Source organism: Ancylomarina euxina (genome assembly GCF_003863355.1).
In the GTDB taxonomy this organism is placed as follows: domain Bacteria; phylum Bacteroidota; class Bacteroidia; order Bacteroidales; family Marinifilaceae; genus Ancylomarina; species Ancylomarina euxinus.
On sequence record NZ_QQWG01000015.1, the window covers coordinates 81,910 to 104,106 of the forward strand.

The 22,197-nt window shown below is 37.4% G+C and carries 16 protein-coding genes and 1 riboswitch; of the genes, 2 read left to right on the plus strand and 14 right to left on the minus strand.

All coding sequences use genetic code 11. The features are described 5' to 3' along the window. Positions 1–30 precede the first annotated feature (30 nt). The 11 genes from DWB61_RS13500 to DWB61_RS13550 form a co-directional block, all read right to left on the minus strand. Positions 31–798, minus strand: coding sequence for an energy-coupling factor transporter transmembrane component T (locus DWB61_RS13500; protein WP_158614425.1), 768 nt, complete (start codon positions 796–798; stop codon positions 31–33). Positions 799–881: 83 nt separating this feature from the next. Beyond that, positions 882–1,166 carry an energy-coupling factor ABC transporter substrate-binding protein gene (locus tag DWB61_RS13505; RefSeq protein WP_125031440.1) on the minus strand — a complete coding sequence of 95 codons (285 nt, stop codon included), beginning with the start codon at positions 1,164–1,166 and terminating at the stop codon, positions 882–884. 77 nt (positions 1,167–1,243) lie between these two features. Beyond that, entirely contained in the window at positions 1,244–1,966 is a 723-nt protein-coding gene (locus DWB61_RS13510) for an energy-coupling factor ABC transporter permease (protein WP_125031441.1), read from the minus strand. A 156-nt stretch (positions 1,967–2,122) separates the two neighbouring features. After that, positions 2,123–3,949, minus strand: a complete 1,827-nt coding sequence (gene cbiD / locus DWB61_RS13515; RefSeq protein ID WP_125031442.1) for a cobalt-precorrin-5B (C(1))-methyltransferase CbiD — start codon at positions 3,947–3,949, stop codon at positions 2,123–2,125. A 99-nt stretch (positions 3,950–4,048) separates the two neighbouring features. Beyond that, complete coding sequence (gene cobM / locus DWB61_RS13520) at positions 4,049–5,875, minus strand: precorrin-4 C(11)-methyltransferase (RefSeq protein WP_125031443.1); 1,827 nt, start codon at positions 5,873–5,875, stop codon at positions 4,049–4,051. Positions 5,876–6,091: 216 nt separating this feature from the next. Beyond that, a complete protein-coding gene (gene cbiE, locus DWB61_RS13525) occupies positions 6,092–7,282 on the minus strand; it encodes a precorrin-6y C5,15-methyltransferase (decarboxylating) subunit CbiE (RefSeq protein ID WP_125031444.1) in 1,191 nt (396 codons plus the stop codon). After that, positions 7,275–8,672: a precorrin-3B C(17)-methyltransferase gene (cobJ, locus tag DWB61_RS13530; RefSeq protein ID WP_125031445.1), complete on the minus strand. Its 1,398-nt coding sequence runs from the start codon at positions 8,670–8,672 to the stop codon at positions 7,275–7,277. Before cobJ ends, cbiE begins: the two co-directional genes overlap by 8 nt. A gap of 171 nt (positions 8,673–8,843) precedes the next feature. Then, a complete protein-coding gene (gene cobI, locus DWB61_RS13535; protein WP_125031446.1) occupies positions 8,844–9,569 on the minus strand; it encodes a precorrin-2 C(20)-methyltransferase in 726 nt (241 codons plus the stop codon). 104 nt (positions 9,570–9,673) lie between these two features. Beyond that, positions 9,674–10,522 carry a sirohydrochlorin chelatase gene (locus DWB61_RS13540; protein ID WP_125031447.1) on the minus strand — a complete coding sequence of 283 codons (849 nt, stop codon included), beginning with the start codon at positions 10,520–10,522 and terminating at the stop codon, positions 9,674–9,676. 76 nt (positions 10,523–10,598) lie between these two features. Beyond that, a complete protein-coding gene (gene cobA / locus DWB61_RS13545) occupies positions 10,599–11,360 on the minus strand; it encodes a uroporphyrinogen-III C-methyltransferase (protein ID WP_125031448.1) in 762 nt (253 codons plus the stop codon). Between the two features lie 49 nt (positions 11,361–11,409). Further along, positions 11,410–12,021, minus strand: a complete 612-nt coding sequence (locus tag DWB61_RS13550) for a precorrin-2 dehydrogenase/sirohydrochlorin ferrochelatase family protein (RefSeq protein WP_125031449.1) — start codon at positions 12,019–12,021, stop codon at positions 11,410–11,412. 137 nt (positions 12,022–12,158) lie between these two features. Beyond that, positions 12,159–12,365, minus strand: a riboswitch (cobalamin riboswitch). A gap of 226 nt (positions 12,366–12,591) precedes the next feature. Between DWB61_RS13550 and DWB61_RS13555 the strand changes: the two genes are divergently transcribed. Then, on the plus strand, positions 12,592–14,040 hold the full coding sequence (locus tag DWB61_RS13555; protein WP_125031450.1) for a sodium:solute symporter family protein: 1,449 nt from the start codon (positions 12,592–12,594) through the stop codon (positions 14,038–14,040). 81 nt (positions 14,041–14,121) lie between these two features. Here DWB61_RS13555 and DWB61_RS13560 read toward each other — a convergent pair whose 3' ends face one another. The 3 genes from DWB61_RS13560 to DWB61_RS13570 form a co-directional block, all read right to left on the minus strand. Beyond that, positions 14,122–15,402 (minus strand): L-cysteine desulfidase family protein, encoded by a 1,281-nt coding sequence (locus tag DWB61_RS13560; RefSeq protein WP_125031451.1) that lies wholly within the window; start codon positions 15,400–15,402, stop codon positions 14,122–14,124. Positions 15,403–15,729: 327 nt separating this feature from the next. Further along, positions 15,730–18,534 (minus strand): M16 family metallopeptidase, encoded by a 2,805-nt coding sequence (locus DWB61_RS13565; RefSeq protein WP_125031452.1) that lies wholly within the window; start codon positions 18,532–18,534, stop codon positions 15,730–15,732. A gap of 386 nt (positions 18,535–18,920) precedes the next feature. Continuing rightward, the gene (locus DWB61_RS13570) at positions 18,921–21,005 is read right to left on the minus strand and encodes a protein-disulfide reductase DsbD family protein (protein WP_125031453.1); all 2,085 of its coding nucleotides are present in this window, start codon (positions 21,003–21,005) and stop codon (positions 18,921–18,923) included. A gap of 1,008 nt (positions 21,006–22,013) precedes the next feature. Here DWB61_RS13570 and DWB61_RS17805 point away from each other — a divergent pair. Further along, the coding region (locus DWB61_RS17805) for a hypothetical protein (protein WP_225423396.1) at positions 22,014–22,197 on the plus strand (184 nt) is incomplete at its 3' end.

A 22,197-nucleotide genomic window follows, 5' to 3' on the forward strand; every position in this document is an offset into this window, starting at 1 on the left:
ATGGTGATGTGATGATAAGTATTTAAAGAATTAAAGCCGCAGCTGACCAATAGCCACTAAGGCTATCATTAATAAAAGAGCTATAATGCTTCGTTTTAATACAAAGGGCTCATGAATTTCAATAAATCTCATTTCGCCTCTATAACCTCTGTTCAATAAGGCTTGTTGTGAAAAATCAGCATGAATAAGAGATTTTATCAAGACCGATGAAATTAGCATGCCTAAGGATCGAATAGATGATGAGAATGATCGGTAAGCCATTCGCTTTTTCTGTGACAAATAACATTGCCTCGAAAAAAGGAGCAAAATGGTAATAAATCGAAAAGACAATACAAAGAGTTCAACCAGTAAATCAGGCAATTTCATTTTCCTTAACAGATATTCAATCTCATCGATGGGGCTGGTGAGAATCAGAAAATAGAAAGCAAACATGGCTCCCATAGCCTTTACTATAATGAATATTCCTATATCTAAACTGATTTGAGAAAAACCAATATAATAGTCGCCAATTTGAGTGATATAAATCGCTTCAAAACTTTCTTGACTGATAATACAAATGATACTCAAAACGGCTACCAGCATAAAACTCATGGGTAGTGCAGCAATTTGAAATAAGGCTTTTACAGACAAAGCATGATAAAGGAAGAAGGTAGAAATGCAAGTCACAACAAGAAAGGGGGACAGAATATTTTGCGTCAACAAACTACCCAAAAGAAAAGCTACAAAAAAAGTAAACTTTTCGAAAGGATGCTGGGTGATCTTAGCCTGCAGGAAATTGTATTTTTCGCTTATAAACACGCTCAATATTGAATTATGAGTTAGTAATTATGATTTAAGAATTTTGGTCTAGATTTTAATCGCAAATCTGAAATCACAACTCATCATTTCAATGCTTTCTTCTTGCCTTTATAGTAGCCAATCACGTAGGCTACGACTCCTGTTCCGATAGCGGCTTGCAAAGAAAACAATAGGCTTTCAATTTCGCCACTTGGTGGTTCCCAAATATTCGAAAACCAGGGTTTATAATTCGGTTGTGATTGTGTTATATAATCTTCAGCCAAACCATCTGCGCCAGCAAATTCAGCATTAGGATAATAATATAGGGTTAGCACTACAATTAAGATAATAGCGCTTATCAAAAGCAGGTTACTTGTTTTATTACTCATCATATCTTATTATTATTATCATCACATTTCGACTGCGCTCAATGCAAGTCATATCACCACATTAAATCATTACCACATCAACTTCTCTTTTTATATTGACTCAGAAAATCGAATCGCATAGGCACGTGATCTGACAATAAATTCACTACCACAACGGTTAATAAGCCTTCGATTATTGCAATAGGGATCTGAGTCAGACCAAAAATGCCAACGAATTTATAAAATGCTGTCGTCACGCCATTTACCACATCGGGGTGTGCAAAAGCCAGTTGTGCAGATGTACAAATATAGGTTGCCATATTCCCTACAAAAACAGCTAAAAACACAGCCACTTTCTTATTAAGACCCAACTTATTGCTCAGCGAGAAAACTAACCAGGTAAACACAGGGCCAATAAAAGCCATTGAAAAAGCGTTCGCTCCAAGCGTTGTAACACCACCATGTGCCAACAACAAAACCTGAAACAAAAGCACCAAAACACCAATGACGGACATCACCCAAGGACCAAAAAGCAGAGCGCCTAAACCAACTCCTGTTGGATGCGAACAAGAACCACTCACCGATGGCAACTTAAGTGCAGATAAAACAAAGGCAAAAGCGGTGGCTAAAGCTAAAAGCAGTTTTAGTTCAGGCTTCTCAACGAGCAAATGCTTAATTTTTCTAAAACCCAGAATAAAAATAGGCAAGTAAACCAAAGACCAAAACATGGACCAGAAAGCTGGCAAAAAGCCTTCCATAATGTGCATACTAAATGCAGGAATAGGTGATAGTATGGCTAATAGGACAAATAGTTTCTTCATTTTCGTTTCCTTTTTCTAAACGCTGACAGATACGAGTTCTCTATCAGGTTTTAAATTATATTTCAGCTTAATATTTAAGATGTAGCTTGATGTATGGAATCAACATTAACACATCGTCATATCGACGCATCACATTTCGACTGCGCTCAATGCAAGTCAGATTATCTCCCCTTTGATATTCATCAGGAGTAATTCGATTTCATAATCTTCAATCTCTTTCTCCAGTACTTGGCAACATTTGCTTTTCAGATGCTTGTAGAAAACTTCATCCTCATTAAAAGGGAAAATACCTTCTAAATCCCGCGCCATATTCACCTCTTTTATCTGATTGACATATGACGGATCGTAATTAGCTTCCTTTGCAAGCTCAATCAAAAAATCCTTATTAAAAACGACCTTTTTACTGTGTGTATCTAAATGACCTTCGGCTAACTTTACGGCCTTACCCATCATGATACCCATACTTACCTTTTCAACACCACTCCCATTTATAGCATGAATGGTATCTCCGATAAAGTTGCCGTATTGGATATAAGCCTGCTGCGGCATTTCAGGGAATTTTAGCTTCAGATAGCGCTCAGATCGACCTCCCGAGTTTATAAATACCTGCGAACTACCATTCTCTACGGCAAACCTCACATGTTTCTTAATGGTTTGCACATATGCCTCAGCCGAAAAGGGTTTCAATATACCCGTTGTTCCAATGATAGAAATTCCACCTTCAATTCCCAGACGTGGGTTAAAGGTTTTCTTAGCTAGCTTAGCACCCATGGGCACAAAGATTGAAACATCAACACCATTTATTAATTGATATTTATTCAATATCTGATTTAGTTCTCGTTCAATTATCTTTCGAGGCGTTGGATTTACTGCAGGATCACCAATTGGCATTTCCAAACCTGCCTTAGTCACTATACCTACTCCTTCACCCTTAACAAATCGAATTTCGCCTGTATCATTAAAGCTTATTCTACAACCAATCTCTGTTCCGTCAGTCACATCCGGATCATCACCCGAATTTTTTATCACCGTACAGATTCCATATTCTTTAGTAAACTCTGTATAATGAATGGGTATTATCGCTTCCTTACCCTTAGGTAAATCAACACGTTCCCAAGCCCTTTTCTCCTGATTGATTAAAGCGATTAAAGCAGCTTTCGCTGAAATAGAGGCACAAGTCCCAGTCGTATAACCATGAGCTAACTCCAGGCGTTTTATTCCAAAAACTTCATCCAAATAGGATTGAAACTCTGATCGGGTTTTAATAATCTTATCGTATTCTGGTAAATCAGGACGCTTCACAATAAAAAGTGGAATCTCAAGCTTAATCGCTAGATCCATTTTCTTATCGAGTAAACCCGAATAACCACTCTCCTTGGTCATGATAGCTTGAATAGCATTCTCTTTGATCAAAGCTTCCTCTAAAAGCAGATTTTCAAAACGAGAAGACACAATCAATCGATCTACCTTCACATTCGCATCATTAGCAATACGAATGGAATCGGGAAAATTGAGAATACGAAACCAAATATCACAGTCGGGTAAGGCCTTCCTTATTTTCGGAAGATTTTTAACACCTACCAAAGAAAGCACTCGTTCAATACCTTTATTCTGAATCGACTCAATACAGTCATCCATCGATGGCAAATAATGAATATGTTCATTTTCAACCCTCTCAACAAACTCACGTTCTATACGAACAATTGCAATATCCAATTCACTCGCAACACGATGCAGATTGAAATGTAAGTCAGCTGCAAAGGGATGGGCTGCATCTACAATTAATTTAATCTCCTGAATACGGCAGAATTCAATCATCTCTTCCTCATTCATACCACCCGACAAACACTCGCCCATCTCCGAAATAAGAGGATGACTATTAGTTTTGGTCGAATAGTAGAACAGCTGCTTCAGGTCGCTCAACCAATTGGCTGTTTTGCGTCCTTCTGTCGTCCCTCCAAATATTAAAATCTGCCTTTTCATTCAAGTATAATTAGTAATTAATGATTAACAATTAGTGATGAACGATTTGAAATTAAGGTATTTCAAATCATCACATCACCAAATCCTCATATCATCGAATTAACTTTTTTCTCTAAAAATATGTCTGAAAGTTGGATCGTATAATTTCGATCGGTTCTTTCTATTGTCAATGGCTTCTCCAACCACAATCATGGTCGTTAAAGTCAATTCGTTTTCTTTGACGATTTTAGCCAAATCCTTCAGCTTTCCTCTCCAGATTTTTTCTTCCTGCCAAGTCAGTTTGTAACAAACAGCAATTGGTGTTTCAGGAGGATAAGCTGCTAATAAATCAGCTTGAACCTGATCAACCAAGGTTGCACTTAAGAACAAACAAATGGTCGATTGAAACTTAGCCAACTCCGTCAATTTCTCTCTCTCTGGCATAGCTGTACGGCCTTCCCCACGAGTTAGAATAATGGTTTGAATACGATCAGGAATCGTAAACTGTGATTTCAGACGAGCTGCTGCTGCCTGAAATGAAGAGATTCCTGGAACAATTTCATATGACATCTGGTTGTGATCGAAGAAATTCATTTGCTCCTGAATAGCACCATAAATACATGGATCACCTGTATGCAAGCGAACAACTGAATGTCCCATTTTATAATGCTCATGCATCATATCAAATTGCTCCTCAAGGGTCATTGATGCTGAGTTACGAACCACACACCCCTCTTTAGCGTATTCTGTCAATCGACGTGGAACCAAACTTCCTGCATAAAGAATCAGGTCTGCATTTTGAAGTAATTTTTTCCCTTTAACCGATACCAATTCCGGATCTCCAGGACCAGCACCAACAATGGTTACAAAACCTGCTTTTCTTTCCTGACGGACGTCCATAGCCAAGGCTAAAGTAAAATGCTTACCGAAAGAATCGACATGCTTCGATTTTTCAACCAAGAGACTTTTGGCTCCCGATGTCAATAAGGCTGCTGCCTCACTCACATTATTTGCCCCTGTAGACGCATGTGCAGCTTCAGAAAACAATAGGTCGGCATCAATCTCATTGAGTGCTTCAGCTTCATAATAGTTGAATGCTAAATTATGCTTATCGCTCATCGCTTTATAAGCCGCTTCATCCTTTTTCAGATCGACTGTATTGATCGCCACCAATGAATACCTGGAATAATTTTGTTCTTCAAGGAAATTCAAAACTTGTGCTTCGTACTCTTCTGCATTGATATTCTTTTGAGCACCTGTTCCCAAATGCAGGCATTTAGGACGGAAGAATAAAACAGGAAGTGTCGTTTCATAAAGCTTTGGTGTCAAAGCAATAATCAAGTCAAAATCCTTAGGATTGATTGCTGAGAATTCATAGAACACCTCTACAAAATCAGGAAGCGTTCTTTCCAATTGCTCGCTACCTTCATCTTTTATATCAAGTAATAAAGCCGTTCTTTTACCGTTTACAAAAGCAGCAATAAAGTCATTTTCAGTTGTATTGAAATACTCGTTTGTCCACTTGTATTTTCTACCGATGATATCCAAGGCCCAAAGGTTCAGCGTATCGCTTGCAGTAGTAATCAAAGCTGTTCCCCCTGAAATGTTAGCTATCGTTTTAGCCAAATGGTTGGCGCCACCTTTATGTCCAGACAAAACAGATTGTACAAATTGACCTTTCACATCCATGTTAATGATGGCTGGATCGATCTGTTTATTCTGAATAAAAGGTGCAATCGAACGTACACAAATACCTAAAGCTCCAATAAAGACAAAAGCATTATAATGATTAAAATCTTTTTCAAGGAAGTTGTTTATTGATTCAATTTTCGTCGTCCCATCATAGGCTCCTACTGAAAAAATCTCAACATGATCCAACTCTTTTCTAAGCGTATCAGCTACTTCAAGCGATTGCTTATTATTTATGATTATGGCTATTTTATCCATTCTGTATCTGTTTACATCTGCATAATTACAGAGATCTATTTTTGTTGAACCCCTTCAGGGTTCTATTCCATTTCCATAGATATACCACGGGTTTCACCCGCAGTTTTTCATATTTAACCACATCGTGGTTTCTTACTGATAAAAAATATGCATCATCACATTAACACATTTCCAAATCAACATATCATCACATCATAGACGCACGATCGTGCGTATCTACATTATTTTTGTTGCCTTTAATATTTCAATTGGATTAAAATCATCCAATTGTATACGACTTGGTTTTTCCAATTTCATCCCTAACTCATGGGCTGATTCTTTAAATGTTGCTATGGTTTCATCACTTACAGCATTGAATACGATACATCCATTGGGCTTTAAAAGAGCATGAAGTTTCGCCATCATTTCAGAAAGTTTACCTCCATGTCCACCAATAAAAATGCGATCGGGAGCTGGTAAAGCCTCTATATCCTGTTCAAAGAAATCACCATTGTGAATATCGATTCCCGGAACATGAAAGGTTTTCATATTGTTACGAATGATGGCATCTGATTCACTTCTCTTTTCAAAAGCAATCACCTTTAGCTTTGGAAAAGCTTGTTTGGCTTCTATCGAAACCGAACCTGTACAATAGCCAACATCCCATAGAAGAGAAGCTGAATCCAATTGCAGACTCGACAAACTTGCCAGGCGAATCAGACTCTTGGTCATCATCTTAGGGCGTCCTTCTAAAGTTTGAAAAGCCTCATCAGAAATACCAAACTGACGAACAATTGGCTCTTTCTGAACCAATATCATGCAATTAGGGTGAACGAAATCAACTTCTAAAAGTTCTGCTATGCTTAACTTCTGACATTTCTGATTCGGCCCCCCTAGTTTTTCACCCAGATAGCAATCGTAATTATCAAAACCGTAATCAAGCAAATACTGAGCAATGGTCTTTGGCGTTTTCTGTCTATCCGTTAAAACCCCGATCATTTGTTCACCTCTGATGAGTGGCAAATCAAGCTCAGGCCAATCGCGACCTGTAAGCGTTGCAATATGCATTTTACCATATTCCAACTGATAGCGATGCGCTAAAAGCTGAAGGCTATTGTGAGCTGGAAAGACCAAGAGTTCAGCATCCGGGAACTCACGTTTAATGGTGTTCCCAATCCCATAGAAAAGAGGATCTCCCGAAGCAATAACAACAATGGTGTCGTCAATTTGCTTGTACTGATCAAAAACATCAGTCAAGGGCACTGTAATATTGATCCACTCGGCATCCTCAGGTAAATAATCCTGAATCAACTCTTTGTGACGGATTCCTCCCGAGAAAAAACGAGCCCCGGCAATATGCTGAATCGCTTCTCTATTCAGGTTGGGATGCGGCATATCAGTAATTCCTATGATCACAAATTTAGACATCTCGACCTGGTTTTAATTCTTTAGCATCATCTAAGCTTAATACCGAATTCACGATGGTTGCAGCTAATGTTGAGCCACCTTTTCGTCCTTCGATAATAACAGCTGGTAGTTTCGCAAAACTCTTCACTCTATGCTTTGACTCTTCTACATTCACAAAACCGACTGGGGATGCAATAATTCCCATTGGGAAGAAATTCTTAGAACGCATTAGAGCTGTTAGTTCAATAAGGGCAGTTGGTGCATTTCCAAAGACGTAAAGCGCGTCGGGATGATCTTCAACCGCCAAACGGATACCAGCCTGAGTACGGGTGATTTTATGCTTTTCAGCCAATTCGGCTACACGAGGATCGTGTAAATAACATTTTACTTCGATTCCCATTCGCTCGCAGGCTGCCTTACGAATTCCAGAAGTGATCATGGTGACATCAGTAATAATTACACCGCCATTTTTCAATTTCTGATGCCAGACATTCAAAGCATCGTTGCGCACCTTCAACAAATCAACCATCTGGAAATCTGCTGAAGTATGAATTAAATGCAGTAGAGCCCACTTGGTCTCCAAAGGAATATCTTTCCCTTTCAGTTCTTCAGCAATGGTCGCAAAACTTTTCTGCATAATCAGCGGTCCTGGCTTACCATTCTCACTGTATTTACCGTAATAACCACGTGGGGTTATGAATTTCTTATTCTTAGAGATATAAGATTGAGAGTTTCCAATCACAACCAATGAAAACATATCCACTTTTTCAAGATCAACTTCAGCTAGCGTACTAAGCTCAATATGCTCTTCGTCACGTCCTACTTGTCGCACAATGGCAACTGGTGTTTCTGGGCTACGTTCCTCAAGAAAAATTTCCTGTAGACGGTAAATTTGCCAGTAACGTCCTTTACTTTTAGGGTTATACAAAACAGTCACAAAATCACCAAAAGCAGCTGCTTTAATACGTCTTTCAATCAATTCCCAAGGGGTTAACAAATCTGATAAAGAAAGAATAACTGTATCATGACCAATTGGAGCGCCTAGTTTTGCAGCTGCAGCCTGAAAAGCAGAAATACCTGGAATCAATTCGATTTCAACTTGCGATTCACGTTTTTCAGCCATCTCATAAATCAGTGGCGACATACCATAAATGCCCGCATCACCTGAACTGATCACAGCGACTTTTTTGCCTTGTTCAGCATACTCAAAAGCAATCTCAGCTCGTTTAGTTTCCTGCTTCATTCCTGTATCCAAACACTCCGTTCCTTCCTGAAGGAAGGTTTGAATGAATTTGAAATAGTACTTATAACCGATCACTACATCTGCCTCTTTGATGGCATTGATAGCTGGATTTAAAAACATGTTTGGATCACCAGGACCTAAACCAACGATATATATTTTTCCTTGCATCTTGTTCTCTTTTTTTCTAAATATGAATACTCCAAAGTTGAACCCCTTCAGGTTTCTATCGAGGAGACTATATCCACCACGGGTTTCACCCGCAGTTATTCAAGTTTAACCACTTCGTGGTTTATGGATTACATTGACCTTCAGCCTTTTATACTCTTTATCCTTTTTACTTTAACCTTTATCCTTTTTAACTTTCTTCAGGATGATAATGGTGAAATAAGGAATGCTTCTGTCACGAAGCGCTTCTGCATCGTCAGTGACAAACTCTTTATCAGTGCCTAAATATTCTCCGTAGAATAATTCGGGTTTGTGCTCTAAAATAAAGTCTGCGATCCATGTCTTTATCTTAGAAACCTTCATCAAGACGATAGTATCATTTTCTTCCAAACGCTTTAATAAGTCTTCGCGGCTATCCACATTCGGATCAACCAATACCTTATCACTCAAAGTGCAAATTGGCAATTTTGATTTAGCTCCTGCCAAAATAAAGGCTGGTACACCTGGAATCATTTCATATGGAATTGCATTCGCTTTAAGGTGCTTTAAGAGATAGGCGAAAGTGCTAAAGAAAGAGATATCACCTTCACTCACCACTGAAACATGAAGATCCTGATTGATATCTTCCTGAATTTTCTCGTACAATGCATAATACGCTCCCTCCGCATCTGATCTGTCGTAAGACATTTTCAGGGGAATAGGATGTAGTTGCAAATCGTTTAAACCTAATTCTTTCAAAATAGGTAATGAGAAACTTGAATTTCCCTTTTTCTCAGAAACACTCGCCGGATAATAAATCTTATCGGAATGCTGAAGTGTTTTGAGTGCTTTTATTGTAATCAATTCGGGGTCACCTGGTCCTAAAGAAACCCCATATACTTTACCTCTTGTTTTTGACATGTGTTTATTGGTTGTCGGTTTGTTGCCAGAAAACTGACAATTGATAACTGTTGTCTAAAATACGCACGTCCGTGCATATCTACGTATATGACGGGTCGGACGTATTAATGATGATGATGTCCGTGATCGTGCCCATGAGAATGATCGTGCCCATGGTGATGGTGGTGATGTGAACAGGCAGAAGGATCTCTGCTTTCAATCAAATCCACCTGGCCTTCTTCTACGGCCTTCAATCTCAACATCAGAATATCAATCAACATATCACTCTCGCCAATTTTAGGGCATAGAATAAACTCCTTTTCAGGATGCTTTAGTTTGAATTCTTCTATGCTTCTGATTGCATTGTCCAGATAAATGCCAGGAAAGAAAATATAGGGTAAAGCGATAATTCGCTGGTATGACAACTGATCTAAAACAGATAAAGCCTTATCTACTGAAGGGAAAGTCATTCGAGAAGTAAAGGCATTGATCATGAATGGTATCTTCAACTCTTCCTGAGCCAATCGAGATAGTTTCAACATATCCCCATTAGAATCGGCCATAGAAGCACCAATTCCAATTGGAAAGAAAGCCGTATCGCTCATATCTTCATCAGAGATACTCTTCTTAATTAAATCCAATGAAAGATCAACCATTTCCTGACAAACGCCAATATAGTTCGCTAGTTTGATACTCAGCTCGTATTTTTCCTGAAGCTTGTGAAGCATATTCGGAATGTCAGAAACAATATGCACACCATTAAATAAGAACACTGGTACCGCAATAATTTCTTCCACACCTTTAGCTTTAAGATTGCTTATGCCTTGCTCAAAATTAGGCTCCGAAAGTTCCAGAAAACCATACTCAACTTCGTAATCGGTAATGGTACTAGCAAATTTCTCTGCAAATGCTTTAAAAGCTAATTCTCCAACTTGAACACGAGTACCGTGTCCACACAGTAATATTCCTTTCATAATTTTTGATTTCAGATTTAAGAACTCGGATTATTTTGCAATCACTAATCACTAATCACTAATCACTAATCACTAATTAATAAGCCATATGAGCTTCTTCAGCTACAGCCATCAGTTTATCTGATATAGAAACCACTTCGCCCACAACCATAATGGCTGGTGGACGAAAGTCCAGAGCTTCCATTTTTGCAATGATATTATGCAACTCGCCTTTTACAACCTCCTGTTCAGGACAAGTTCCCCAACGGATCAAAGCAACCGGAGTTTCTTTTGAACGACCATGTTCCATCAAATTATTAATGATAGTTGGCGCATTGGTTATGCCCATATAAAAAACAAGGGTATCAATGCCCGTAGAGATTTTGTCCCATTGCAAATCTCTTTCGCGGCTTACGGGAGGGTGACCAGTAAAGAATGCCACTGAAGAAGAAACATTGCGAGCGGTAACAGGAATACCAGCATAAGCAGGTGCAGCAATACCCGAGGTTATACCTGGAATCTCTTCAAATTCAATCCCATTCTCAAGCAATTTAATCGCTTCTTCGCTCCCTCTTCCAAATACATACGGATCGCCTCCTTTTAAACGAACAACGGTTTTTCCCATCTTGGCATAATCCACAATCATTTGGTTGATATCTTCCTGAGGACAAGTATGATTCTTATGCTTTTTCCCAACATAAATGCTTTCACAACCATCCTTACAATAGTCCAAAAGTTCAATATTAACCAGGTAGTCATAGAATACCACATCGGCAATTTTCAAAGCTTCAGCAGCCTTAACCGTAATTAAACCTTTATCTCCAGGACCTGCTCCGGTTATATATACTTTTCCGTTCATTCGTTCTTTTTATATCAAGTATCTTAATAAATCGATCATGCTATCGACCTTATAATTCCCAAGTGTTTTTATCAATCTTATCTAATAATGCTTCTACCTTTTCAAGTAAGTTGTCCTTCATAAATGCCTTCTTTTCCTTTTCGCCAAGTCCAAGCGTATCCTTCACCATCTGATTTCTCAAACGTCCCAATTCCAGAACCTCGTCTTGCAAAGACTTATCAAATTTCTGATCGAGATATTTTCGGATTTTCTTTGCTAAATAAGGATTTTGACCGTTTGAGGAAACAGCCAATTGAATATCACCACACTGGCTTGCAGCTGCAGGATAAAAATTAGAATACTCAGATGAATTGGCTGAATTGAATAGAATAGCTTGCGACTCTGCATCTGCTCCTACTCGAGAGTTTGTATCGGAACAATCCGTTGCAGCTATAACAAGAAAAAAGCCATTCACATCATTGGCTTGATAGGTGCTATTAAGATAATGGTAGGCACCCGCCTCACGCATTTCTTGTAATATCGCATTTATCTTAGGTGCAATAAGTGTCACATTCGCTTCAGCCTTGATCAAAGATTTCAGCTTGCGTTCTGCCACTTTCCCACCGCCTACAATTAAACAGTTACGGCCCTTTAAATTTAAACTTACTGGATACCAGCTCATCGCATTTTAGTTTACATTAACACTCTGACTCTTAACGAATCAATTTATTAGTAAGCAACTATAAAACAGAATTGGGGTATGTGCGATGAATTGAAGATATGTATATCTACAAACAACTCCCTTCCCCAAGAGTCTTAAGTTTGATTACTATTTTGGCAGGTTTCCTGACTTGTTTCGTAGATCAATAGATCGGTTTTATTCCTTCCCATCCCGAGTGTTGGAACAGTGGATTTAGTAAAAACCATAAAAAACTTACAGTAGCGGGGGCTGTCTCGGATTTTAACCGAATTCCCTTTTAAAGCTCAATCGACGATTAAGCTTTCACCAAAACTGCGTCAAATGTAAGTGTTTTTTATTCTCTCCAAAACAATTGAAAGACGTTTTGTTCTTTTTTAGATTTGTTATAAAACATCAATATCCTAAACAAGTGTTAAATATCAAGATCATAAACTTCTGATAAGGCAATCACAGGTTCTAATTCAGACTAATTATTCTTTTTTTATCATTCTATTCCATCAAAAAAACTGTATCTATGTATCACAAACGAATTTTTAAGCATTATAATAAAGCATGGCACCTCTTCAAATATTTTCCATTACCCTTTTAGCAATCTATGTTATCCTTATTGTTGGATCGTCACTATTTTCTAAGAAAAGTGATTCTGTTGAAGGCTATTTCCTGGCCAACCGATCCCTTTCTTTTATAGCACTGGCAATCACATTTATTGCTTCGTGGTGGGGAGCTGGTTCAGCTATTGAAACAGCTGATCATTCCTATCAAAATGGAATTTCTGCCTTCTGGATATATGGGATGCCAGTCTTGTTCTCAACCGGACTGCTATTTGTGTTTGCGAGGGCCATCCGAAAAGTGGGCAGCATCACACAACCCCAATTATTGGAAGAACGCTACGGAAAAGCTCCAGCACTAATGCTTTCAGTGCTGATTTTCTTATTCATGACGATTACAGCTGCCTCACAGATTGTGGGAATTGGTATATTCTTCGAAAAGTTTCTACACCTGGATTATAAGATGTCAGCCATTATTGGAACAGGTATTGTCTTACTCTATTCATTTTTTGGCGGATTTAAAGCTGTTGTTCGCACCGATATCATCCAATTTGTCTTTCTCCTATCAGCCTCAATATTGGTCTTTGCCTACGCCTACTATTATTCAGGAGGCCTATCAGCTATAAAAAGCATAGCCGAAGCAAAGAATATGAAAGATTATTTTTCATTCAGCCATCAGTTGTCAAGCAATATGGTTTACATCATCACCTTTGGCTCTGCCTGGATGATTCAGGCCAATGTCTGGCAACGCATTTCAGCAGCCCGTTCGCCTCAAGATGCTCGTAAGATGATAGGCTTAAGCTTTCTAGTCTACATCCCTCTTTACCTGATGGTGACTTTCACGGGGATGCTCGCTTTAGGCTTATTTGAAGAGATGCCTCAAGGTGGTGTCATTTCGGGTATTATCAATGATTATATGCCTCCATTTCTGGGAGCCTTAATCTTTGTAGGGATTTGTTCAGCTATTATGTCAACCATGGATTCTTTAATCAACACAGGAGCGATGGTACTCTGTGTGGATATCTATAAAAACAAATTTAAGCCTGATGCCAAACAAGACCAACTTCTGATCATTGGAAAGCTAGGAACAATTGTTGTCACGCTTATTGCCCTGGTCATCGGACTTGAGATACGATCCATTCTTAAGGTTTCATGGCTAGCTGCGGATCTTTTATCAACGGGTGCTTTTGTTCCTTTAATGCTGGGCTTTATCTGGAAACGAGGCACAACAATTGGGGCCATGTCATCTATGATTTTCGGAACCCTCTTTTCTCTCTATAATTTAGCAGTTGCACTAGGAGCCAAACTCCCTCTTCCCTGGGAAATTGGCACAGCCAAACATGTTTTGATTGGTATGCTTGGATCAGCCTTAGTTTATTTAATTGCTAGCTTAGTGAGTAAAGCTGAACCAAAAAAATCTGAATTGTTTATTCATAAGGCAAATCTCAAATAGCCTCGAATAATTAGATCTTAATTATAAAAAAAGGTCAATAGGAATAATCCCATTGACCTTTTTTTATTTTAAGTAGCTTTCTTAACAAGCTCTATTCATCTTACCAAGCATGGTTTTAAGAATAACATCATCTGTTATCTGCATGCCTTCAGTCGCTAATAAACCAATATTTCGAATAGTAGCTTCAACATCTTCGTCTACAATACCGTCCATATTCTTCAAACATTGACTGTTTATTGCTAGTAGAGACGATTGAATACCTGCACATACACTTGCCGAAATCTTCTGAGCACAAGAACTATTTGCACCATCACAAATCATGCCTGTAACGGATCCAGTCATATTCTTCAGAGTTGAATTCAAATGATTCAATTCGCCCCCCATCATATAAGTAATGCCACAAGCTGCTCCTGAAGTAGACAATAGAACACCACAAAGTGCTGACAACTGTCCAACGAAAGATTTCATATGTATTGAAACTAATAAGCCTAATCCCAATGCTCTTAGCATCGTATCTTCTTCAATATTTAATTTTTCTGCAGCTACCATAATCGGTAAAGTCAAACTCATACCCTGGTTACCACTGCCACAATTAGACATGACAGGCAATGAACATCCAGCCATTCTAGCATCAGAACCTGCAGCAGCCATCATAACGGACTTATTGATAATATCTTCAGAAAGAATCCCTTTTTCGATATTCATCAACATCGATTTACCTACTTGCAGACCATAAGAACCTTTAAGACCTTCCTCAGCAATTTTTCTATTCAATTCAATCCCTTGGTGAAGAAATTGAAGCTCAGAAATTTCGACATCTTTTATAAAATTATAGATTGATTCTATACTCCAATCTTCCTGTTCCTCAGAAACTTCTAACAACTTATTTACTTCCTTGGTAAAAATAACTTCTCCGTTACGTTCTACCAATACGATATTCTCATGTCTATCTTGAATAACAACACGGCTAACATCATCGCCATTATAACTAAGGCATTCAACGTGAAGCTTAGGAACATCGTGTAACATATAAACCTCAACATGACCATCGCTAACAAAACTTTTAGCCTGATCAATAAGGTCTTCGTTAATGTTTGTAAAAATCTCCAAGCCTTTTTTCGACTCACCTCCTAATGCTCCCAAAGCAGCTGAAATTGGCAAGCCTACCATATTGGAGCCAGGTATCCCTACTCCCATCACATTCTTAAAAACATTTCCGCTAACCTTAATTTCTATTCTCTCAGGTTTAGCATTCAATATTTCACTAGCCTTAGCAGCTGCCAAAGCAATAGAAGCAGGTTCTGTACAGCCAGCAGCTGGCACAAACTCCTTCTTTAATTTGTTTAAGTAAACGTCCTTCATTGTTGTTGTTTGTTAAAAGCAAATAGTCACTCTTAAATTAGGTTAAGTATTAATCTTTTTCACCATAGTGAAAAGTTCAAAAATAGGTCCCAATAGGGATATAAAACAATGTAATTTAGACTTCGATATATTAAAATTGCATAGCTAAATTTAATCCCTCTCTGGTCTAAGCGATGCTACCTTTAAACAAGGTAACTCTATAAAAAAAAGAATCTAATGCCCCTAAAACATGCATTCTTTTTTCCAAATTCATCTGTGTTATTAAAAGAGTAGATCGACCGATTTAAAACCGATCGATCCACAACTAACACAAACTAACAATCAAAATTATTCTGCAGAAGGATTCATAATCACTTCTACTGTATTTGTTTTCTTGAACAGTTTCTTAGCAAACTTCTTCACAGCTGATGCATCGATACCTTCAACCATTTTTTTATAGTCTTCCTTAGAAGTAAACTCAGAACCTAACATCATGTTATTTTTAATAACACTCATCCAAAAGTCATTTTTCAACTCAGACTCTTCTCTACTCTTGATAAAGTTGTTCTTAATCTCAGTTAAATCCGCTGCATTACATGCTTCTTTCTGAATTCTTACAATTTCTTCTTCTACAATTTCAACAAGACGATCGCATTTAGCAGGATCCGTATCAAAATTGATATTTATAGCAAATTTCGGTGTAGGTAGTTTTAATGAAGAAGGACTACAACCAACACCATATGAACCACCTTCTTCTTCACGAATCGTTGTCATATAACGCTTAGATAAAAGCTGAGAAACAACATTAAGCATTAATCTGTTCTTAAGTGTGTAATCAAAATCACCACTTAAAGAGTATGATACAGTTGTTTTAGGCACTGCCATCTTACGATTAAAAATCTTGCTCGTTTTTCCTTTAGCAGGACCAACTTTATGATCTACGAAAGATTCTTTTCTGTTAATAGAGCTAATGTTACCAATATATTTTTGGATCATTGCCAAGTGTACTTCTTCATTAATGTTACCTACAAAGATGAAAGTAAAATCACTTGCGTCAGAGAAACGCTCTTTATAAATTTCGCTTGCTCTATTGAAATCAATCTGATTTACAAACTCTTCTCCGAACAATAGGGTACGAGAAGAATAATTTGTGCTTGCTAATGAAATGGTATCCTGTAGTGCTTTCATATTATCAACACCAATATTTGCAAGGTAGTTTTTAATACGAGCCATTTGTGCATTAAAGGGCGCCTCTTCGAAACGTGGTGCCTCAAAGTTCAAATAAAGCAATTGCATCAATGTTTCAAAATCCTGAGGTGATGCAGATCCTGAAAAGCCTTCAGTTAACTCACCCAGGCTTGCACTTAAGGCAACAATTTTACCCGTTAACTTCTTTTTTAGTTGAGTTGCATTGAATTCTCCAACACCCGACATGCCAACAATTCCAGTAGCCATATCTGCTGAAGCTAAATCCTTTTCAGAAATTAATGATGTTCCACCAAAACTGAATGATGACATTGAAATGTTATCCTTGCTGTATTCTGTTGGAAGAACAATAACTCTTGCACCATTTTCAAGAACATAGCCTTTTGCATCCGTTCCTTCAATCTTGAATGTATCTGTAATTTTAGCCGGGTTTAATTCCTTAGCAACAAGAGGCTCATCACCCGCTTCATCCACATAAGCCTCGATTTCAGAAGCCTTCACTTTAGCCGAAACGGCTAATAGCTCTTCTTTAGTTGGGTAATACTGCGTCTGATTTTCAGGGCCTTTTAAGATGAGTGCTGAGTTATTCTCATTTGAATAATTATTGACCATAGCATTCACATCTTCAAGTGTAATTGCAGGGATTGTTTTAGCAGCAAAGGCCATCTCCCACTCTATAGATGGGAAAGACTCTGACTTTAGGTATAAATCGCCTAATTGCTTTGCCCAAGTATCATTACTAATTTTAGCACGGTTTGCATAGTAGGACTCGTATGATCTTTGAGTTTGAATTTTTACACGGTCCAATTCTGATTGAGTAAACCCATGACGCTTTACTCGTTCTAATTCAGTTAAAACTTCAGCAAAAGCTTCAAGTTCTTTACCAATTTTTGGAGATACATAAATATAATCAGCACCTTTAGTTCTAGCCATATCGAAGCCACCAAGCTCCATGCCAACAGCTGAACATTCCAATTCCTTCATTTTTTCAGCAATACGAGACTTAAGCATCTGAGAGAACATAGACTTAACCATCCCTTTTCTAAGTGTGGCTTCAGTCTTAACAGTATCTAAGTCGCGACGGAACAACCACATGATACTCAAGCTACCTGCTTCCTTATCCTTAGCTGCTACATAGGCCAATTCTTTTGAATCCTCAACCTGACAGTATGTGCGTTCAGCAGCATTCTTAGGCATAGGAATTTTTGAGAATAAAGCTTTTACTTTAGCTTCCATTTTCTCAGCATCAATATCTCCTACAATAACAACAGCTTGTAGATCTGGACGATACCATTTCTCATAATAATCACGTAATGCGGAGTGTTCAAAATTGTCAATCACATCTAAAGATCCAATCACATCACGATCAGCATATTTTGAGTTATTATACATTACAGGAGAAGTTTGATCACCTAAACGCTTACGAACATTTCTTCTTGTACGCCACTCTTCGTGAATGACACCACGCTCCGACTCAATTTCTTTATCTTCTAACAATAGTCCTCCAGACCAATCATGTAATACCAGTAAAGCGGAATCCAATAAATTCTCGCTTGCAACAGGAATATTACTTAAATTATAAACCGTTTCGTCCTGAGCTGTGTATGCATTGATATCACGACCAAAAAGGATACCATTCTTCTCCAGGTAATCAAGCATGTTTTTACCAGGGAAGTTCTTTAGGCCATTGAAAGCCATATGCTCTAAGAAGTGAGCCAAACCATTCTGGGCATCATCTTCAAGAATTGCACCTACGTTTTGAACAAAGTAAAAACTTGCTCTATCCTTAGGTTCCTCATTATGCATGATATAATAAGTCATGCCATTCTCAAGCTTACCCGTCTTTATCTCCTCGTTGGTGGGTACAGTAGTTGTATACTGAGCAAAAGTGTTCAGTCCTAGAATGCTAAAACACACTAGAAGTGAAAATTTAAAATTAGAAGTCATATTTAAAATTTTTAATCCAGTCTTTACAAGAGCTCCGAGCCTTATTAAAAGTGGTGTATAAAGCACACTTGCCTATTTCAACTGAATTTGATTTAAAAAGAAAACATACTAGATGTTTAACTGGTTTCTTTTGACTTTGAAATTATTCAACTATTTACAAATTATTCTCAATAAGAAAGGACAGAACCCAAGAGTTCGCTTTCAATTTCTATAAAATCAGATCCGACCAAAGATGATTTTAAAGAAGGTTGTGTCTCTAAGACACCAAACGATTCTATACGGATCCTGCCCCTCTACCGACTAACTAAAAAAATAATTAAAAAACTATTTGCAAACATCTAAGAACAAGGGCGCTGCAAACATATCGCTATACTTACACATGAAAACTAGAGCGCAACGCTTGTCCCGTTCTTAAAATTCTTTAAACCTTCATCAAGGAACTTAACAAATGCATCTACATCTAAATCATAAGCTCTAGGTGTATGCAAAGCTTGATCTTCGTTATCTAAAAGCACATAATAGGGTTGAGCATTTACGTTATAATGCTCGATTTGATAATTGGCATTCTTTTTACCCAATGTCTTTTTAGTCTTACCATCGTAGTTAGATACGATCCACTCTTCCTTTGGTAATTGTTTCTTATCGTCAACATACATAGCTACGATGATGTAATCGTCTCTTAAACGTCTCAACACTTCAGTATTAGACCATACATTTGACTCCATCTCACGACAGTTTACACAACCATGACCCGTAAAATCGATAAACAAAGGTTTATTCTGAGCCTTAGCTGCTGCTTTGGCCTCATCCATATCGAAGTAACCTTGCAGCCCATGTGGCAAGTGAAGGAAATCGCTATACTTAGCATTAATTTTCTCGTGCTTTACACCGCCTGAGCCAGCATTTTCTACAATTAATGTTGGAATATCAAAATCTAAACTTGATTTTGGAGGTGTAAATCCTGATAAGGCTTTAAGAGGTGCTCCAAACATACCAGGTATCATATATACAACGAAAGAGAATGAAGCAATTGCCAACAATAATCTTGGTACACTAACATGTTTCACTGGACTATCGTGTGAGAACATTAGTTTTCCTAACAAATAGAATCCCATTAATGTGAAGATCACGATCCAAATAGCTAAGTAAACTTCTCTATCTAAGATTCCCCAATGGTAAGTCTGATCAGCAATACTTAAGAATTTCAATCCTAAAGCAAGTTCCAGGAATCCCAGAACAACTTTCACAGAATTCAACCATCCACCCGACTTAGGCATATTATTCAACCATCCTGGGAAGATTGCAAATAATGTAAATGGAAGTGCAAAAGCTAATGAGAATCCTAACATACCGATAATTGGCATCAAAACTTCACCTCCTGCCGAAGCAACTAAAATAGAACCTACAATAGGTCCTGTACATGAGAATGAAACTAACACAAGCGTGAAAGCCATAAAGAATGAACCCATAAAACCACCTTTATCTTCATTTGCAACAGACTTGTTTACCATCCAACTTGGCATTGTAATTTCGAACATTCCAAAAAATGAGAAGGCAAATACAACGAATATGATGAAGAACAGCACGTTTGGAACCCAATGAGTACTTAAGAAGTTAGCAAAATCTGGTCCCATAACAACAGCAAGAATAGTACCGATAATTGTATAGATAGCAATAATTGAAAAACCATAGAAGAAAGCATTCATTCTTCCCTTGGCTTTATTACCACCTCCACTATGCATGAAATAACTCACTGTCATAGGAATCATCGGGAATACACAAGGAGTAACGATTGCGATTAATCCGCCTACAAAGGCCGCAATGAAAATTGCCCAAAGACCCTTTTTCGAATCCTTTTTCTTTTGAATTGGAGTTGTTTCTAAAGTTTCAGTTTTAACATCTTCTTTAACAACTGCAACAATTCCTTTTGTCTCTTCTTTCTTAGCCACAGTTTCTTTGACTAATTCTTTAGCAGCCACTTTTACTACATCTGTCTGTGCAGTTAAAGCAAGATCAAAATCTTCTTCTCCTGTTACACAACGTCCAGAAACATCAGTACATGCCTGATACTCGAACGAACCTGAAACTTTTACGTTTGCTTTAAGAGCTTTTATTGTTTGACGGAATTCAGCTTTCTTTTCAAAGTAGCTAACTTCACCTTCCCAAACTTCATCGTAGTGTTTATGAGCGTTTATTGGCATCACTTTACCAACTAATTCATAAGAATCATTTTTTGCAAAGTTGAAACTCGCAACAATAGGACCTAAATCAGGATCAAAGTCATTTGAATACACATGCCATGTATCCTCAAGGTCTCCTTTAATTAATACTTCAAGAGTTTCTCCTACCTTCACATCCTTCTTCGAAAATTCAATCTTCCACTTGGCTGGCTGAACAATCTGACTAAATGCACTTAAAGTAATCATGCTGCTCAAAATAAAAACGAGAGCAAATTTAAAATTCAATTTCATTGGTCTTTGTTTTTGTTAGTTGTTGTGTGCAGTAAATCATTTTACCACGAATTCAATATTGATTTTTATCTCCTGAGAGATATTCTGTTTTTTAATTATTTTCAATTTTCTTACACTCATAAGACCCGCAATCAGGTAAAATGGGTGAATCAGATTTCATTTTTTTTGTCAATAATTGTTAAAACCAATTAGATAGGGCAAAATCAACTAAACAATCATCGTAAAGTTTTTGTTAATCTAGAATCATATAAAAAGCTTATCATACTTAAACTTACAAACTCTTTTGTAATCTAGATTAGATAAGGATTAAAAAGTAAGTTCCTTTAAAAAAAATCTAAATTTCAAGATTTTTTTTCCCCTTGACCTTCACGAATAGCTTAATCTGAGGTAAATTTGACAAATTCAGATCAAAACTGAGCCTAATTTACTCGTTTTTTAATCGAACAGTCGTTCTTTTAACAAGGAGTTAACAATTGCAGCTAGAAGTAATTATTAATTCACTCGATTAGATTCAAACAAAAAAAATAAACTCAAAAATGCTTCCGAACTGAAAAAATCTATCTATTCAAAACGGAACATAGATTTTACCTAAATAAAGTTTCTCTTGCTCAGGTTTAATAACCAATCAGATAGTCGTAACAAACTTTGTAACCTAATAGCTGTATAAATAATATTTATCCTGCCATTTTCACAAAAATAATCTAACACAATAGTCATCTAATTAGATTGATAGAAAAAAATTAGGCTATTTAGGGTCTACTGAAAAACGGAGAAAGCAAACTTTGTCCGTTTTTCATATCCGAACATTTTTATGAGCATCATTTTCCATATTGAGTACATATTTATCGAACTTATACTCATTTGAGCAAGAGGCATAAAAATTTGCTTCAATCGAAGCAAATTAAGGACAAATATGATACAACTCACCCATGACTGCGATGTGTCAAGTCTTTTATCTCTAATGTTATACCATTTTAAAATCAAATAATGTTTTATTATTTTTGTTTTATGCCCAAAACAAGAAACGTAGATATCAAAGAGAGTTTTTTAGAATTAGAAGATGCGTTACGCATAACTGACAGTTATCGTTTAAAACTTCGTATTCAGAGTTTAATTCTTACTAAGGAAAATAAATTTAAAGAACGTAATCAGTTAGCGAAATTCTTAGGAGTAAGTAAAAGTGCTCTTCAGA